The sequence below is a fragment of the Niabella ginsenosidivorans genome, from assembly GCF_001654455.1.
Lineage (GTDB): Bacteria > Bacteroidota > Bacteroidia > Chitinophagales > Chitinophagaceae > Niabella > Niabella ginsenosidivorans.
The window spans coordinates 3,568,742-3,587,565 of the sequence record NZ_CP015772.1 but is presented as its reverse complement, the minus strand read 5'-3'; the positions used below and the strand labels follow the sequence as shown (position 1 = coordinate 3,587,565).

The 18,824-nt window shown below is 45.6% G+C and carries 13 protein-coding genes and 1 pseudogene; 12 read left to right on the top strand and 2 right to left on the bottom strand.

The genetic code is table 11. From position 1 onward, the window contains the following. The first annotated feature begins 286 nt into the window (after positions 1-286). The 4 genes from A8C56_RS15065 (at position 287) to A8C56_RS15050 (ending at position 3,178) form a co-directional block, all read left to right on the top strand. Positions 287-697 (top strand): hypothetical protein, encoded by a 411-nt coding sequence (locus A8C56_RS15065; protein ID WP_067757696.1) that lies wholly within the window; start codon positions 287-289, stop codon positions 695-697. 184 nt (positions 698-881) lie between these two features. Beyond that, the gene (locus A8C56_RS15060; protein WP_067757693.1) at positions 882-1,337 is read left to right on the top strand and encodes a DUF4268 domain-containing protein; all 456 of its coding nucleotides are present in this window, start codon (positions 882-884) and stop codon (positions 1,335-1,337) included. A gap of 12 nt (positions 1,338-1,349) precedes the next feature. Continuing rightward, positions 1,350-2,261, top strand: a complete 912-nt coding sequence (locus A8C56_RS15055; protein ID WP_067757690.1) for an alpha/beta hydrolase — start codon at positions 1,350-1,352, stop codon at positions 2,259-2,261. Positions 2,262-2,272: 11 nt separating this feature from the next. Then, positions 2,273-3,178, top strand: coding sequence for an SMP-30/gluconolactonase/LRE family protein (locus tag A8C56_RS15050; protein WP_067762095.1), 906 nt, complete (start codon positions 2,273-2,275; stop codon positions 3,176-3,178). 29 nt (positions 3,179-3,207) lie between these two features. On the opposite strand, the gene A8C56_RS15045 is transcribed toward A8C56_RS15050, so the two are convergent. Continuing rightward, positions 3,208-3,984: a sulfite exporter TauE/SafE family protein gene (locus tag A8C56_RS15045; RefSeq protein WP_245645506.1), complete on the bottom strand. Its 777-nt coding sequence runs from the start codon at positions 3,982-3,984 to the stop codon at positions 3,208-3,210. 115 nt (positions 3,985-4,099) lie between these two features. Between A8C56_RS15045 and A8C56_RS15040 the strand changes: the two genes are divergently transcribed. The 8 genes and pseudogenes from A8C56_RS15040 to A8C56_RS15010 all read left to right on the top strand — a co-directional run bounded on the left by A8C56_RS15040 (position 4,100) and on the right by A8C56_RS15010 (position 16,254). Further along, complete coding sequence (locus tag A8C56_RS15040) at positions 4,100-5,485, top strand: pyridoxal phosphate-dependent decarboxylase family protein (RefSeq protein WP_218917191.1); 1,386 nt, start codon at positions 4,100-4,102, stop codon at positions 5,483-5,485. 191 nt (positions 5,486-5,676) lie between these two features. After that, positions 5,677-7,962, top strand: a complete 2,286-nt coding sequence (locus A8C56_RS15035) for a GH92 family glycosyl hydrolase (protein ID WP_067762089.1) — start codon at positions 5,677-5,679, stop codon at positions 7,960-7,962. 317 nt (positions 7,963-8,279) lie between these two features. Beyond that, positions 8,280-9,218, top strand: a complete 939-nt coding sequence (locus A8C56_RS15030) for a sugar phosphate isomerase/epimerase family protein (protein WP_067757687.1) — start codon at positions 8,280-8,282, stop codon at positions 9,216-9,218. A 125-nt stretch (positions 9,219-9,343) separates the two neighbouring features. Further along, complete coding sequence (gene lspA / locus A8C56_RS15025; protein WP_067757684.1) at positions 9,344-9,868, top strand: signal peptidase II; 525 nt, start codon at positions 9,344-9,346, stop codon at positions 9,866-9,868. A gap of 220 nt (positions 9,869-10,088) precedes the next feature. Next, positions 10,089-13,247, top strand: coding sequence for a glycoside hydrolase family 2 TIM barrel-domain containing protein (locus A8C56_RS15020; protein WP_067757681.1), 3,159 nt, complete (start codon positions 10,089-10,091; stop codon positions 13,245-13,247). A gap of 282 nt (positions 13,248-13,529) precedes the next feature. After that, complete coding sequence (locus tag A8C56_RS15015) at positions 13,530-14,885, top strand: Gfo/Idh/MocA family protein (RefSeq protein WP_067757679.1); 1,356 nt, start codon at positions 13,530-13,532, stop codon at positions 14,883-14,885. 267 nt (positions 14,886-15,152) lie between these two features. Beyond that, positions 15,153-15,421 (top strand): annotated as a pseudogene (locus A8C56_RS25530) (AAA family ATPase). 209 nt (positions 15,422-15,630) lie between these two features. Beyond that, entirely contained in the window at positions 15,631-16,254 is a 624-nt protein-coding gene (locus tag A8C56_RS15010; protein ID WP_067757676.1) for an ATP-binding protein, read from the top strand. Positions 16,255-16,463: 209 nt separating this feature from the next. On the opposite strand, the gene A8C56_RS15005 is transcribed toward A8C56_RS15010, so the two are convergent. Further along, positions 16,464-18,641 (bottom strand): S9 family peptidase, encoded by a 2,178-nt coding sequence (locus tag A8C56_RS15005; protein ID WP_067757673.1) that lies wholly within the window; start codon positions 18,639-18,641, stop codon positions 16,464-16,466. Between the last annotated feature and the right edge of the window lie 183 nt (positions 18,642-18,824).

The following is an 18,824-nucleotide window of genomic DNA, read 5'->3' as shown; positions in this document are numbered from 1 at the left end:
TACTTTTTTTATTATATTTAATACGTCATTATTACTGCTGATAGTGAAGATGATATTTGCCGGAAAGCCGATTGGGTTATATACCATACTAAACGACCGAAGTTAAAAGCAGGAAAGAAAAGCGTATCAATAAAATGAATAAGCGCTAACAGTATAAAGCGTGCATTGCTGCCTTCAAAAGCCTGCCAGGTATTTATGAAAAACCGGGCTGAATGCGGCTGTTTTGCTAAGCATCCTCCTGTCACATCACCTTGCAGTAACATTAAAAAAAGTAAAACACCCGGTTATGAAAATGCAACTATATCTTCTGATTGCAATTTTGTTTTTAGCCTGCAGCAGGCAGCATAACCCTGCTCTGCCTCTGCAAAAAGGAATCGAGGGAAAATGGAAGCTGGTTAAAACTGCTGATGATAATGTACATACAGAAAATTATATTGTAAGTTTTGATGCAACAGGAGCAGTAAAGGCAAGTGATTACCCCTGTGCCGGTACTTTTACTTTTGATAAAGAGGGAGGGCAGGATTTAAGTGAAAATAACCTTACTGTGGAGTTCAGAAACTGCAACGCTTCCAGACAATTGTGGTATAGCATAAGAGGGCACGCAAACGCCCGTTTCCCCGATGATAATACCCTGGTTTTAAATAACAGGAATTGTGATGAGGGGTGCCCACGTGTATTCAAAAGAATAAATGAGTAAAAAAGGTCAGCGATGACCTCATCCGGCCGAGCATTTTCTTTTTATGCCCCGGAGAAGGCGTCGGACTATTAGCGCAGAATTTCTTTGTTAAATGCGTACTAAACCCCAATCCCGGAACGAAGAACCTTAATTACCGGAGTTTTTTCCGATAAAAAAGATATAAATAACCTTATTTTGGAATCTTATGTACAGTAAACATGAAGCAGCGCTTCTTAAAAAGGAATTCTGGACCGCCCTGGGAAGCTACCTGAAACCGATTCCCAATGCAAACGGGTACCCTATCAACTGGGTAAATTACAAAACCGGGATCAGGCATATTTATTTTCGTACAGATGTTACCAAAAAAGAGGCCAGCGCAGCTATTGAGCTAACGCATCCTGTGCAGGAAGACCGTCTTGTTGCTTTTGAAAAAATGCAATGCCTAAAGACTGTTTTCAGGGAGACGGTTTCCGGTGAATGGTACTGGCAGGAAGCGGTTTATGATGAGCAGGGAATCCCTCTTTCAAGAATTATTTGTTTTAAGGAAAATGTCAATATCTTTAATAAAACGGACTGGCCAGAAATTATTGCTTTCCTGAAGGAACGATTAACAGGTCTGGACGCTTTCTGGGTTATTGCCAAAGATCATTTTGAACCTTAAAATACAATACAAATGACGCGCTTATTTTGCCTGTCTGCCTCACTATTCTTTTTTTCTATGATCCATGCACAAACGGAAATAGCACTTTATAAAAATGTGCCCAACAGTCAACCGGCAGTCAATGTTGAAAAAGCAGAAAAAGGCACAGACGGTATTACACGCATCAGCAATGTTTCCGTTCCCACGATCATGGTTTTTCAGCCGTCAGCAAAAAGTAAAAAGCCCGGCCCTGCGGTTGTTATTTGTCCCGGTGGGGGATATGCCATCCTGGCTTTTGACCACGAAGGCACCCAGGTAGCCCAAACCCTTAATGAATGGGGTATGACCGCTTTTGTTTTAAAATACCGTTTGCCGGATGATCGAGCCATGGTTGATAAATCCATTGCTCCTTTACAGGATGCAGAACGTGCCATGCAATGGGTACGGGAGCATGCCAAAGAATATAATGTAGATATACATAGGGTAGGCATTATGGGCTTTTCGGCAGGAGGGCATCTTGCCGCAACGTTATCTACCCATTATAATGACCCGCTCATTAATAATCCCCGGAAGATCTCTTTCCGTCCGGATTTTTCCGTTCTGGTCTACCCCGTAATCAGCTTCAGTGATAGCATCGGGCATACAGGCAGTCGTAATAATCTTATCGGTAAATCCCCTTCACAAAAAATGATCGAACGTTTTTCTAATGAGCTGCATGTAAATAAAAATACACCTCCGGCCTTCCTGGTGCACGCCAAAGACGATAAAACAGTGCCCTGGCGTAATAGTGAAGATTATTATGAAGCCCTGTTAAAAAACGGAGTGCCAGCCAAAGTATATTATTACGAGGCAGGTGGTCATGGTTTCGGACTGCATAATAAAACCTCTGATGTGCTATGGGCCGGGCTTTTAAAGGAGTGGTTACAACAACAGCATATTTTATAAAAAAAATTGCCATGAAGCATTTTTTCCTGATAGCCAGCCTGCTTGCAGGTACTTTTTTAGCTGCACAGCAGCAACCCTTTTTTGATTCCCTGGGCATCATTGCCAAAGGAGGAGAGCCCCTCCGGAAATTAGCCGGTGGCTTTGCTTTTACGGAAGGCCCTGCAGCAGATGCGCAGGGGCGTGTGTATTTTACAGACCAGCCCAATGACCGCATCTGGCGGTATAACCTTGATGGCACCTTGACGGAATTCAAAAGAAAATCGGGCCGGGCCAATGGACTGGCTATTGATGCAAACGGGAGCATTATTGCCTGTGCTGATGAAAACAACGAGCTCTGGTCCATTACGCCGAAAGGAAGAGTAAAAGTGATCCTGGGTAAAGTAGGGGGCAAAAAATTAAACGGTCCCAACGATCTGTGGATCGATAAAAAGGGCGGCATTTATTTCACAGATCCTTATTACCAGCGCGATTACTGGACCAGAAAAGCACCTGATATAAAAGAACAGGCTGTTTATTACCTGCCCAAAGGTGCTCAGCAACCCATAGTGGTTTCTGATGAACTGGTAAAACCCAATGGTATTACAGGCTCAGAAGACGGCAGGTATTTATTTGTAGCAGACATCGGGGATAACAAAACCTATAAATTTTTGATTAAAGAAGATGGTACACTATCTGAAAAAACACTGTTTGTACCGCAGGGATCGGATGGAATTACGCTGGACGAAAAAGGCAACCTGTACCTGACCAAGGGGGGTATTACCGTTTATGACCCCCGGGGGCGAAAGAGCGCTTACATCCCTGTTCCGGAAGGCACGTCCAATGTTTGTTTTGGGGGAAAGGATCATGACCTGTTGTTTATTACCGCCAGAACGTCAGTATATGGGGTAAAAACAACCGTAAAAGGTGCAGGGTTTTGATGGCTCAACCCATTGCCGGTCTTTACTGACTACCGGATGCCCCTGTAAATCAGCAGCGCACCAATAAGGATGAGCCCCGCATATACATAATCAAAGAAGGATTGGTCTTTAAGCCGGCCATTGAAATACCTGCCCAGGAATATAGCCGGAAACGCACCGGCAAATGCATAACCAAAATAAATAAATAAGTGAAGATCCAGTAAGCCTTTCCACCAGAACCCCGCAAGGCCCAGGAAGCTTGCCGGTAAAAAATAGGCCTGAAGGGTTGCCCGGAATGTTTTTGCCGGCCAGCGGCGCAGGTTGCCATAGATCACTAATGCCGGGCCGTTAATACTGTAAGCGCCGCCAAAAATACCCGAAAAAAATCCGCATAAAAACAATAATAGCTTATTGTCCTTTTGCAGGTGGAATTTGTTTTTATAACGAAGGGAATAAACGGAATAGCCAATTAAAAAGATACCGAGGCCGGAAACGATCAGGGGCTCGCTGCCATATACCAGCAGTAACAATCCTATAGGAATGCCCAAGGCAGCATAAATAACCAGCCATTTGGCGCTGTGAAAATGGATCTTCCGGTGATCCTGCACCAGGATCACCAGGGCAACCGTAACAGAAAGCAGGGCCGACAATGGTACCGCAATCTTAGCCGGCAATATCCAGAGGAACAGCGGCACGGCTACCATCGACTCTCCAAAACCGAAGGTGGAACGAACAAGCGTGGCAACAAAGCTTACAACAATGATAATTAAAACAGGATGCTCTTTCAATGCACGGGCAAGATACAAAATAGCAAAGATCTGCTTCAATTAATTGATGACCGGTAAAATAGCTGACAGACAGTGCCTGGTTAGCAGGCGATAGCAGCAAATCCTTCTTCTTTTGCCGATTATGTGATTACATTTGTTACCTCAATAAACTGATATGTCTAAGAATATGCATGATATTGATATTGACCTGATCGAAATGACGCTTGACATTACCAAATATGTGATTCATCGTATTACCGAAAAAGACAGGAAGCTTGGGAAGTTTAAATCGGCCGAAGAGTTAAAGGCTTTAGTAGGAGCAACCATTACTCCGGAAGGGATCGGCGGGGAACGGGCACTGGAATTATGGAAAAATGTGCTGGAAAAAGCAACGGCTTCTATCGATCACCCCCGGCATCTTGCATTTGTGCCGGCTGCACCGTCGCGCGCGGCTGTAATGTTTGACCTGGTTACTTCCGCATCCTCCATTCACGGAGCTTACTGGATGGAAGGCGCCGGTGGCATTTTTGCAGAGAATCAGGCAATGGAATGGCTGGTGTCGCTGACGGGCATGCCCAAAGGCGCTTTTGGCGTGTTTACAAGCGGTGGCACAGCTGCCAATCTTTCAGCAATGATCACCGCGCGGGAATACTGGCGATCAAAAGATCCGGAGCACGATCATCATAAAGGAGTACTGATCACCTCTACAGGCGCGCACTCTTCTGTAAGGGCAATGGCAAAGATCATTGATGCAGAATTGCTGCTGATAGATACGGAAGACCGGATGACGGGCGAAGCGGTAACGCAGTTAATAGAAAGCCTGGATGCGGATAAACGGCGCAGGCTGCTGGGCGTGGTGGCAACAGGAGGCACTACCAACGCAGGGATCATTGATTCCCTGGACAGTATTGCTGATATTTGTAAGCGTTATGACCTTTGGTATCATGTGGATGCTGCTTACGGAGGCGGAGCGCTTGCAGCGGATTCCGTAAGGCATTTATTCAAAGGCATTGAAAAAGCCGACAGTATTACCATCGATCCGCACAAATGGCTGTTTTCCCCATACGACTGCGGAGCTGTTATTTATAAAAGACCGGAACTGGCAAAAAAAGCTCATTCGCAGGAAGGTGCTTATCTAGATATCTTTAAAGATAAAGCTGCAGATGGTTTTAACCCTTCTGATTACCAGATACAGCTTACCAGGCGGGTACGGGGGCTGCCCTTATGGTTCTCACTGGCCATGCATGGTACCAATACTTATAAGAAAGCGATAGAACGGGGAATAGAGCTGGCACAGGCCGCCGCCCGGAAAATAACGGCAAACCCGTTGCTGGAGCTGGTCCGGGAGCCCGGCTTAAGCTGCGTACTGTTCCGGAGAAGAGGATGGCAGCCGGATGATTATAAACACTGGACCTTCAAAAACCTTGAAGAAGGTTTTGCATTGGTAACGCCTACCAGGTATCGCCGGCAGGGAATGATGGAAACGGTTGCCCGTTTCTGTTTTATAAACCCGGATACCACGGAAAATGATATTGACCGGATCCTTGATACCATGAAATAGCAATGCTCAGAATAGAATAGTTTGCTGTATTTCCCCCCGTTCTGAAGCTTCAGGGCAGCAGGAATATGTACCGGCATTTTATCCTTGATGCAGACAGGAGCCTGTTTGTTAATAATTTGGTGTATTTTTCCACCTGTTTCCGGCATTTAACCGGTTTTTATTCATTAAATAAGTTTCAAAATTTGTTGCTCATGAAGCGGATTGGCCATATTGGCTTGTTGTTATTAACAGGAGTGCTTGTAAATACAGTGAACGCCCAAAAATATGACCCGGTAGAGCTGGTGAACCCATTAATGGGTACTATGTCCAAACCAAGTATGTCTACAGGTAATACGTATCCTGCAGTTGGAGTACCCTGGGGAATGAACCTGTGGAGCGCACAGACCGGTAAAATGGGAGATGGATGGATGTATACCTATGATGCGGATAAGATACGGGGCATTAAGCAAACACACCAGCCCTCACCATGGATGAACGATTATGGCCAGCTGTCCATTATGCCGGTAACCGGTAAAATGGTCTTTGACCAGGATGAACGTGCCAGTTGGTTCTCGCATAAGGCAGAGGTGGCAAAACCTTATTATTACAGTGTGTATCTAGCTGATCATGATGTAACTGCCGAACTGACGCCTACTGAACGTGCTGCGCAGTTCCGCTTTACGTTCCCGGAATCAGATAGCTCCTATGTAGTGATCGATGCTTTTGATAAGGGATCGTATATTAAGGTCATTCCTGCTGAAAAAAAGATCATCGGCTATTCAACAAAACATGCCATCGGAAAATTGCCGGATTTTAAAAACTTCTTTGTCATCTATTTTGACAAGCCCTTTGCAAACGCCCATACATGGGAAGGAAAAAAGCTGAACGAAACCAAGCTGGAGATCAGCGCAGATCATACCGGCGCCATTGTGGGCTTTAAAACCCGTAAGGGTGAAAAAGTGAACATGCGCATCGCAACCTCCTTTATCAGCTTTGACCAGGCAGAGCTGAACCTGAAAAAAGAGCTGGGCAAAGACGGCTTTGCCCAAACAATGGCAAAAGCAAAACAACAGTGGGATGACCGTTTGAAAAAGATTGAAATAGAAGGAGGCACCATTGACCAGATGCGTACCTTTTATTCTGCCCTGTACCGTACATTATTTTTCCCTAATAAATTATATGAACTGGATGCATCTGGCAACCCGGTACATTACAGCCCGTATACCGGTAAAACCCTGCCCGGCTACCTGTTTGCCGGAACCGGCTTCTGGGATACTTTCCGTGCCTTATATCCTTTCCTCAATTTGGTGTACCCGTCTATCAATAAAGAAATGCAGGAAGGGCTGATCAATGATTATAAGGAAGGCGGCTGGCTGCCGGAGTGGAGCAGCCCTGCCTATGCGCCGGTAATGGTAGGTAATAATTCTGCATCCGTTGTGGCGGATGCGTATATAAAAGGGCTGCGGGGGTATGATATCAATAAGCTCTATGAAGCGCTGTTGCACGGTGCCAATGCTGAAGGGCCGGGTGGAACAGGAAGAAAAGGAGTGTCTTTTTATAATGAACTGGGGTATGTGCCTTATGATGTAGGGATTAATGAAAATGCAGCGCGTACGCTGGAATATGCTTATGACGATTTTACGATCTACCAGCTGGGAAAGGCGCTGGGACACCCTAAAACAGAGCTGGAACCGTATTTCAAACATGCCCATAATTATAAGAACCTGTTTGATCCGTCGCATAATTTAATGCGTGGAAAAAATAAGGATGGCAGCTTCCAGAGCCCGTTCAATCCGTTTAAATGGGGTGATGCATTTACTGAAGGAAATAGCTGGCATTACTCCTGGTCCGTCTTTCATGATATCCAGGGACTGATTGATCTGATGGGAGGCAGGAAAGCATTTGTACAGCAACTGGACAGCATATTTGTGATGCCTCCTGTCTTTGACGACAGCTATTACGGTAGTGTGATCCACGAGATCCGTGAAATGCAGATCGCCAATATGGGGCAATATGCGCATGGGAACCAACCCATCCAGCATATGATCTATTTGTATAATTATGCAGGTGCGCCATGGAAAGCGCAATATTGGGTAAGGGAAACCATGAACCGGATGTATCATGCAACACCTGATGGTTATTGTGGTGATGAAGACAACGGGCAAACAAGCGCCTGGTATATATTCTCGGCACTTGGATTTTATCCGGTAACACCGGCTGTGGATCAATATGTGGTAGGGGCCCCATTATTTAAAAAGGCAACCATCTACCTGGAAAATGGCAAAAAAATAGTTATTAACGCCCCTGCCAACAGTGATGTGAACCGGTATATTCAGTCGGCCTCCTTCAACGGGCAGCCCTTTACAAAAAACTGGCTCAGTCATAGCAGGCTGCAGAAAGGGGCCGTTATCAATTATACGATGGGTGCGCAGCCCAATAAGACAAGAGGTATTGGTGAAGCAGACGTTCCTTACTCCATGAGCAGGGATGAGAAATAATACCGGTTGGATATTCGTAAGATGTTGATTGAAGTTTTTTGACGGGAGGTGAGCAAAAAGCTCCTCCTTCCGGGGGTGGCAGTTTATGCCTGCGGCCAGTAATTTTTCACTGACTGCAGAAAAGAGAAGTGTGCCTTGATCGTATATGTAACTTTTGGAGTTCACTATTGCTGTTGCATCGTTTACTTCTTACAGATAGCCTTTCACTTTTCATTTTTTGCCGCTCATCCCTCACTTCTTTCACTGTACTCATTAAAGGCGCATCACTGGTCAGATCTCCGATAAAATCACTAACTTCAGCTCTTAAAAAAACTGATATGTTTGCTGATAAAAAAAATACAATATCCCGCCGGTCCTTTTTACAAACCGGCTCTCTGGCTTCAGCCGGATTGTTATTGGGCGGAAAGGTGCTGGCGCGTCCTTCTTTATTTTTTAAGAACCCTGATTCAAGAATTGCAGGCGTTCAGATAGGGGTGATCACTTATTCTTACAGGAGCATGCCGCAGGCTTTAGAACAGGTATTGCAGTATATTGCAGACAGTGGTATCAGCGCAACTGAACTGATGGGTGGCCCGGTGGAAGCCTATGCCGGCATACCTTCCGATAAAGAAAAAATTGCAGCATGGCGTGCAAATGCACCGATGGATAAATTTGCGGAAGTAAAAAAAATGTTCGACAAAGCCGGTGTGCATATTTACGCGTTTAAACCAAATGCGCTTAACCCCGATAATACGGATGCTGAAATTGAATACGCTTTAAAAGCAGCAAAGGTGCTGGGCGCACAATCCGTAACAGTGGAGCTGCCTAAAGACCCTGCACACTCACAACGGTTGGGCACGCTGGCCGCCAGGCATAAAATGTATATAGGCTATCATGCGCATACACAGGCAACTGATACGGTATGGGACACTGCGTTGGCCCAGTCGCCCTATAATTCCATGAACCTGGATTGCGGGCATTATATGGCATCAGGTGGCAGTAACACAAAAGAATCCCTGCTTGCATTAATAAAGGCCCGGCACGACCGTATTACTTCCATGCACATAAAAGATCGTAAAACAAAAGAGCATGGAGGGGCCAACGTGCCCTGGGGGCAGGGGGATACACCTATAAAAGAAATCCTGGATCTTTTAAAAGAACAAAAATATAAGATACCCGCTACTATAGAGCTGGAGTATGAGATCCCGGCCGGATCTGACGCAGTACAGGAAGTAAAGCGCTGTCTGGATTTTGCCAGGCAGGCATTGACGGCATAACTGCAGGGTCGTTATAACGGTGTAAATACAATACGGTGAAGCCTTAAAGGATCAATAAGCAGAAACTGGATGAATGATAAAAGTAAGTAGTATGCTGCTTAATTTTAGCTGGTCAATAGCTGTTAATGAAAAATAAAACCCTTCGTTTCATTTTATTGTTGCTGATTGTTGTCAGCAGTATTTCATGCGACCAGTTGTCCAAGCAGGTCGCCCGGGCACGGCTGGATTATATGCAGCCGGTGCATGTAATGGATGGTTTTCTGAGCCTGATAAGGGTAGAGAACACCGGTGCTTTTTTAAGCCTGGGACATTCCTGGCCAATGCCGCTCAGGATATTTGTACTGGTCATTCTGCCTATTGCCTCTATTTTGAGTGTCACCTTTTATCTCTTTAAAAGACGCAAGGTATCGCTGCTTATGGTCATTGCTTTTGGGTTGATCATTGGAGGGGGCATCGGTAATTTATACGATAGGGTGGTGTTTGGCCATGTAACGGATTTTCTGCATATGGATTTTCATTATTTTCAGACCGGTGTATTCAATATGGCAGATGTTTCTATTATGGTAGGTGCTTTTTTAATGCTGCTGGAAATTTTTTTGTTGCCATTAATAAAAGGCCGGCCTCCGGCGCATAAAAGAGGTGCCGCATAACAGTTTTTAAAACGGGCTGCTCAATCGATTGCACCGGTAAGCGCCTGGAAAGGAGCATGGGCTGTAATACGCTACCGGAGCGGATCCTGTAATAAAATGTGTTTTTATTGGCTGTTTTTTGTAGCAGGCTGTACCTGTCCGTAATCTCCCGGAATCCGTTTTTTTCTTAAACGCTTTTTCTATATTAGCGCCATATACAATACCATACATAAATGTTTTTATGAAAAAGGGCCTATCATTGGTTGCATTGTTATGGATATCTATTGCAGGAATCGCACAACAACCACTTCCTTCCGAACTGCAGACGCCGGAAATAGTCGCCGTGAACCGGATGCCCATGCGGGCAAATGCTTTTGCTTTTGAAACAAGGCAGCTGGCAGAAAAAAGAGAAAAAGAGCAGTCAAAATACTTTATATCGCTGAATGGGAGCTGGCGTTTTAACTGGGTGCAGAATCCCAAAGACCGTCCTGCAGATTTTTATAAAGCGGATTTCAATGACAGCAAATGGATCAATTTTCCCGTGCCCGCCAACTGGGAACTGAACGGTTATGGCTTGCCGATTTATGTAAACCAGCCGTATGAATTTGCCGGCCGTGCAAAAACAGGCAAAAAACTGAGCCCGCCCTATGACATACCTGACGATAATAACCCGGTGGGCTCCTATCGTAAAAAAGTGGTGATCCCCGCTGATTGGGATGGCCGGCAGGTTTTTATTCACCTGGGCGCCGTTAAATCGGCCTTCTTCATTTGGGTAAACGGGCAAAAGGTGGGCTATAGTGAAGATAGCAAAATGGCTGCTGAATTTGATATAACCCGGTATGTAAAACCCGGCGAAAATCTGATTGCACTACAGGTGTACCGATGGAGCGATGGCAGCTATTTGGAGTGCCAGGATATGTGGCGCATCTCGGGCATTGAGCGGGAGGTGTACCTGTATGCCACACCATTGCTGGATGTACGTGATTTTAAGGTATCGGCTACTTTAACCAATCATTACGAAGACGGGGTCTTTGAATTTGCCGGCGAGGTGAATAATTATAAAACAGACCGGAAAACGCTGCATTCCAAAGCAGATACGGCTACTGTTGAGCTGGAACTGGCAGATGATGCAGGGCATGCTGTTTTTAAAGAAACACTGCCCGCTGTTTCCGTATTGGGCCGGTATAAAACAGCTGTTTCTTTCCGGAAAAATATTCCCGGCATAAGAACATGGTCTGCAGAAGTGCCCTACTTATACACTTTATATATTACGTTAAAAAATAACAGGGGTGAAGTGCTGGAAGTGATCCCCGTTCGTGTAGGTTTCAGATCCATTGAAATAAAAGGCCGGAATTTTCTTATAAACGGCAAACGTGTTTTCTTTAAAGGGGTGAATCGTCATGAACATAATGCCCGCACAGGCCATACCCTTACAAAAGCGGATATGGAAAAGGATATGGAAATGATGAAAAAGCTGAATGTGAACGCCGTGCGCCAGTCCCATTATCCGCCTGACCCGTATTGGCTGGAACTTTGCGATGAGTATGGCTTATATGTAATTGACGAAGCAAATATTGAATCGCATGGCAGGTATTATGACCTGGAATATACCCTGGCCAACGACCGGCAATGGCGTATTCCGCACCTGGAGCGCATAAAGCGTATGTATGAACGCGACAAAAATCATCCTTCTATCATTACCTGGTCGCTTGGTAATGAAGCCGGCAATGGAATTAACATGTATGAAGGATACGACTGGTTGAAGAAAAAAGATATACGCCCTGTACAATATGAGCGTGCGGAATATGATTATAACACGGATGTGATCTGCCCGCAATACCCGTCTCCCAACGGTGTGGCAAGGCAGAAAGATTCAAAAGACGGAAGACCCTATATTATGAGCGAGTATGCCCATATTATGGGCAACAGCCTCGGGAATTTCAGGGAATACTGGGATGCCATCGAAAACACGCCGGGAACACAGGGCGGCTATATTTGGGAATGGATCGACCAGGGAATTGATACAGTGAAAAACGGGAAACGTATTCTGGCATATGGCGGGGATTTCCCGCTAAGCGGACCGGTTGACGAAAATTTCAGTGATAATAATTTTTGTGTAAAAGGAGTGGTAACGGCGTATCGCACATTGACACCAATGGCGGTTGAAGTAAAAAGGGTCTACCAGCATATTGCAACCATCTATAAAGGGAATAATGCTGTGGAGGTGAGCAATGGTTATTTCTTTAAAGATCTTTCCAATATAAGGCTGGATTGGGAAATTACAGAAGATGGGAACGTAGTCGAAAAAGGAAGCCGGCCCGATCTGAACATAAAGCCGCAAACCGGCGCCCGCATTGAATTGCCTGTTCTCTACCGGCCGAAAGCAGGGAAAGAATATTTTTTAAATATCTATTATCGTCTGAAAAATAAGGAGCCTTTCCTTGAGAAAGATTATGAAGTTGCGGCAGCGCAGTTTGCCTGGAACGGCGCTCCTGCCGTATACAGCCACCCCGCAACAAAAGCTGCCATTACGGGAAGCAGGAACGGAAACCTGCTCACCTTAAAAGGGCATGACTTTACAGCAGTTTTTGACCTGGGCAGGGGTACGCTGGTACAATACGATCTAAGAGGGATAACGGTTATCTCAAAAGGGCCGCAGCCGGGGTTCTACCGCGCGCCAACAGATAATGACATTGGCGCCGGCCTGAACCAGTCACTGCGCAGCTGGCGCAATGTGTATGAAAAGGTTACCAGAGTACAGTCAAAAACAGAGCAGGTGTCTGCTAATGAATATAAAGTTGAGTTTACGGCTATACTGCCGGGTGGAAAGACAAAAACACAACAGGAATTTATCGTATATGGTGATGGAACCTTGCTTGTAAAAAATAATTACAGCCTTGCTGAAGGCGATTATAAATCTCTAATGCGCGTAGGCAATGACCTGGAGCTTAACGGGCAGTTTTCAAAAATTCAATGGTATGGCCGGGGCCCCTGGGAAAACTATTGGGACCGGCATACGGCCAGCAATATCGGAAAATACAGCCAGACCATTGATCAGCAGTATTTCCCGTATGCGCGTCCGCAGGAAAGTGGTAATAAAACAGATGTCCGCTGGATCAGCATGACCAATAGCAAAGGCATGGGCGTTCGTTTTGAGCTTGCAGACAGCGTGCTGTCTGTAGCCGCATTACCCTATAGCATTGAGCAGTTGGATCCGGCCCCGGTTAAAAAACAGTTTCATTCCGGTGAGTTGCAGAAAGCTGCTGTTATTTATATGCATGTGGACCTGAAGCAAATGGGTGTACAGGGAATTGACAGCTGGGGCTCCATGCCGCTGAAAAAATACTGGATCATTCCGGGAACTTACCGGTATAGCTACTGGATCCGCCCGTTGCAATAAAACGGGCCTGGTTGAATTTTGTGCAAACGGTTGAACGGCAAAAAGGGCCCTGTATCTTTGATGGAATAGAGGATTCATGGTACCTTAGAGTTGCTTGTGAACTAATGGATTAATTAAATCTGAATAGTAAGACCGGCTGAGTGCATCAGATATTTTATTGTGCCGGTGCCGGATGCTGGAACTCCAGGCAGGAGATGGAGCTGAGGAAATTGATGGTTTGTATTTTAAAACGATACCGGGTCTGTTCAACAGGGCGGTTATTGAAACACAATAAAAGAGCATATGAATAGAAAAGATTTTGTAAAAACCGCAGGTTTAGGTGTTGCATCAGTTGCCATACTGCCGTCCGAAACCGTATTGAAACCAACTGCTGCCACTAAATTAAAAGTTGCCATAGTGGGCGTTGGTGCACGGGGCATCTGGCACCTGGACTTACTGTTGAAAAGAAATGATGTGGATGTGGTAGGCGTTTGTGATATTGACCCAAGAACCATTACAGCTGCAAAAGAAAAAGTGGCTGCTGCCGGAAAAAAGCATCCTGTATATTATTCAGCCGGCCCTGACGACTGGAAGAAAATGTATGCCAAAAAAGGCATAGACGCTGTTATTATTGCCACCCCCTGGGAACTGCACAAACCCATGATCATTGGCGCACTGGAAGCCGGCATTCAATATGTAGGATCAGAGGTGATCATAGGCATTTCCCTGCAGGATCATTGGGATGTGGTAAAAGCGGCAGAACAGCATAATGGTCATGTAATGATGCTGGAGAATGTTTGTTACCGCCGGGATGTGCTGGCTGTGCTGAACATGGTGCGCCAGAATATTCTCGGGGAAATGATCCATTTGCAGGGCGGGTACCAGCATGATCTCAGGGGTGTGAAATTCAATGATGGAAAAACCCCTTATGGTAGAGGTGCAGAATTTGGCCATGTAGACGGGTATTCCGAATCCAGATGGCGCACGGATCATTCCGTTTGGCGGAATGGAGATCTGTATCCTACCCACGGCATCGGGCCATTGGCGCATTACATCAATATTAACAGGGGTAACCGCTTCCTGTCGCTGAATTCCTTTGCCACCAAATCAAGAGGCCTGCATAATTATATTGTGGATGTTGGCGGCCCTACCCATAAAAATGCAAAGGTGAACTTTAAGCTGGGAGATATTGTTACCACCCAGATCAGTTGTGTAAACGGCGAAACGATCATTCTGCAGCATGATACCAACCTGCCCCGCCCGTATTCGCTGGGCTTCCGTGTACAGGGTACCAAAGGTTTGTGGATGGATGTGAATAACGGCATGTACGTAGAAGGCGTTTCCAAACCGCATACCTGGGATGATGCCAAGGAGTGGTTAGACAAATATGATCACCCGCTCTGGAAAAAATACGGTAAAGATGCGGCAGGAGCCGGTCACGGAGGCATGGACTTTTTTGTGATCCATGCATTTATAGAGTCCGCAAAAAGAAAATTACCTACACCCATTGATGTGTATGATTCTGCAACGTGGAGCGCTATTACCCCGTTAAGCGAGCAGTCTATTGCCCTGGGCCACCAGACGGTTGAGTTCCCGGATTTTACCGGTGGCGACTGGATGTACCGGAAAACAACCTTTGCGCTGAACGATGACTATTAAAAAGTAGCGCTGTTCAATATGAAAATGCCCGCCGCTGATTGGCGGGCATTTTTTTAAATATCTATAAGGTTTTTAAAACCTTATAGATATTTAATACCGAGTAAAATTAAAATGGTATTTTGAATTTACTCGTATCTATTTACCTTTAATTATGATACACAGAGAAGTAATACCGGAAGTAAAAATGCTGCTCCGGAAATTTTCGGCTGTAGCTCTATTGGCCCCCGGCAGGTAGGAAAAACAACACTGGCTAAAAATGTTGCCAGGATGCTGAAAAAGGACGTATTGTACCTCGACCTGGAACGAGCTTCAGATCAACGCAGGCTGGCTGACCCCGAACTTTTTTTGAAGCAAACCGGCACCGGCTCATATTGCTGGATGAAATACAAATGATGCCACACCTGTTTGCGGCACTGTGGCCGGAAATTGACGCGTACCGCAAAACCGGGCGCTTTTTAATAACAGGATCTGCCAGCCCCGATCTTGTGAAAGGTGTTTCAGAAAGCCTGGCGGGCGTTTTGCATATGTCGAATTAACACCGGTCAATTTAACGGAAGCAAGAGATAGCCGGTATAGCCTGCAGCGGCACTGGTTTCGTGGAGGGTTTCCTCCTGCATTGACTGCCCGGAACGATGCATCGTTTCATCGCTGGGCCGACAATTTTATCCGCAGCTATGTAGAGTGGGATTGATCTTTTCTGTTTGGAGCCAACCTGTCGCCTGTTATCATTCGTAATTTCTGGGAAATGCTGGTAGCCAATACCGGCACCCTGCTTAACAATGAACAGTATGCCCGGTCGCTTGGCATCAGTGGGCCAACCGTAAAACGTTACCTGGATTTCCTGGAAGGGGCCTTCCTTATCCGCCGGTTACAACCCTGGTTAGCCAATGTCCAAAAGAGAATTGTACGGTCCGCCAAAATATATGTGCGGGATACGGGTATTGTGCACGCTGTATGCGGTATTGCATCACCGGCTGAACTGCCCGGTAATGTCATCATCGGCGGTAGCAGGGAATCCTATGTGGTAGAAGAAGTGATCAGGCATCTGCCCAAAAAGCTCCGGGCATTTTATTATCGTACCCAGCATGGGGCAGAAGCAGACCTGGTGCTGGTAAAGGGAATACGGCCTGTTGCCTGTATTGAAATCGAGTACAGCAAAGCACCCGTTCCCGCTAGCGGCTTTTACCAATGCATTAAGGACCTGAAAACAAAACATAATTATCTGATATATGCCGGAAAGGAAGGCTACCAGAACCGGGAGGGCGTTCAATTTACTTCTTTAGAGGAAATGCTTCAGGTATATTACCTGTTCTTGATTAATACTTGCTACCGAGTAAAATTAAAATTTAACTTTGAATTTACTCGGTAGTATATTTTTATATTAATGACAGTATTAGGTGCTCTTTATTTCATCTCTTGCATTGCATCCTGCCCTATTTGCACCTTTGTTAGTGTTGGACACTGGCTTCGCAGCGATAGAAACACCAACAAGCTCTGTTATGCCATTGGTGCCTTTCCCGGGCACATAAGCTGTATTCAACACCAACGGTGGCGAAGGTTTTTAAAACCTTATTGGTCTTACCTGCCACCCGGAGGGCAGTAGGTTTTCAGGTAATTGGTATATAAAGTGGACAGGTGCTCTCTTGTACCTTCTCCTTCCGAAATGGAATGTGTGCGGTTGGGATAGGACATCAGCTGAAATTGTTTCCCGTCTTTGATCAGTTCATTGATCAGCATTTCGGCATTCTGATAATGCACATTGTCATCCCCGGTTCCGTGTATGTATAGCAGGTTGCCCCTTAAGTTTTTTGCATAGGTAATAGGGGAGCCTTTTACAAAATCTTCATTGGAAGCAACAGGCACGCCCATATACCGTTCCTGGTAAATATTGTCGTATAGCAGCTGGTTGGTGACCGCTGCAATGGCAATGCCGGTTTTGTAGATATCAGGATACTGGAACAGCAGGTTTAATGTAGAGGATCCGCCACCGCTCCATCCCCACACGGCAACGCGGCTGGTATCAATAAAGTTCCATTTTAAAATTTCCCGGGCGCCCATTGCCTGGTCACGGATATTCAGTTGCCCTATTTTTTTGTAAATAGATCTGCGCCATTCTCTTCCCCTGGGAGCAGGGGTGCCACGGTTCTCAATAGAGATATAAACATAGCCATCCTCCGCCATGCTGCCATTATACAAAAAGTTCTTACCGGCGCTATAGTTGTCAACAACAGTTTGCGATGCCGGCTCACCATAAACATAAAATACAACCGGGTATTTTTTGGTTGTGTCAAAATGGGCCGGCTTTACCATCCAGCCGTCCAGCTCCACACCATCTGCGGTTTTTACCTTAAAAAATTCGGTTTTAGGATCATTTGGAGCAGCAGCTTTTGTTCTGGGCGCTTTTACCAGCTCCTGGTGTTGTGGCAGGCTTACCACGGCGCCATACGCAATTTCATTGGCGCTGCTATGGTTCAGCAATGCGAGCTTACCATTAGGCGAAATGGTATATTCGTTGGTTCCGGCAAGGGCAGTTGGCGTAACCCGGTCTCCCTGTCCGCCATTGCTGCTTATTTTATATAAATAAGTTTGTGTGGCATTATCCGGGGACGCGGTATAATAAATGGTTTGGGTAGCGGCATCATAAAAATCAAATTTGATCACATCATAATTTCCTTTTGTAATTAATGATTCTTTTCCATCCAGGTTTATTTTGTAAATCTGGCGCCAACCTCCTTTTTCAGATATCCACAGGAAATCGCCTTTATCGTTCAGCCAGTCCCAGCCAGTAGGATCATTCTCATTCCACCGGCTTTTGATATCTATCCATGCAGGATCTGTTTCTGTATAAAAAACCTTGCCTTTGGCACCGGCAACATCCACCAAAAACAAACGGCTTTCATTCTGCGCGCGGTTCAGTTGTTGCAGCACAATTGCCTTACCGTTGGGCGCCCATTCCATTCTTGGAATATAGTGCTGGACAGGATCACCTTCCACCTGTGCCCGGCGTGATTTTCCTGTTGCCAGGTCATAAAACCAGATCGTACAGGAGCTGGGGTCCTGTCCTACTTTGGGGTATTCCACAGGAATCGTGAACGAGTAAAGGGAATCCGTATTGTCGATCATTAAAAAATTGCGGATACCCCTGGCGTCTAATTTCCAGTAAGCGATCCTGCTGCCATCCGGTGACCAGCGAAAACCATCCTGGCAGCCGAATTCTTCTTCATATACCCAGTCAAATGTACCATTGATCATGCGGTCAGTGCCATCCTGGGTAATTTGTGTGCGCTTGTGATCTGCCAGGTTTTCAATATAAATATTGTGTTTGGATACGTAAGCCACCTTCGTTCCGTCCGGAGAAAATTTTGCAAACATCAGGGATGCGGCAGGCAGGTCTTTACCCAGTTGGCTCAGCATCTTTGAATCCCGGTTATAGATCCAGTAATCGCCCCGGGTGTTCTGGCGCCAGACGCGTTGGGTATTTGCAAAAAGAAGGATCTGTTTACCATCCGGGGAAATGGTAAAGCTTTGTACATTCAGGGCTTTTGAGGCTCCTTTCGGCGTAAGCTCCTGCCCGGTCATAAATACTTTATTGTTAGCAGGATTTACAGGGTCAATAGCTGAAATGCCATTTTCAGAAAAACTGTAAAAGCTGTTCCCATCGGCAGACCACTGCAGCTTCTGGGCAATGGCTTTGTTCAGGAACAGTATCAGTAAGGCTATGATAAAGCCGCTGCATTTTCTCACTGTAAAATTCATATGTGTTTTTTTATGATAAGAAAGCGGCTAAATTAAAAGGCTTTTTTCAATATCTCATAAAAAATACAATAACCGGTAACGATTGTTTTATTTTGGTTAAGATCGGGGAAACAGAAGGGCGCTTCATTTAGGAAAGGTGATTTTTGAAAATTGATAAAACGATGGGTAAACTATAGTATTTTT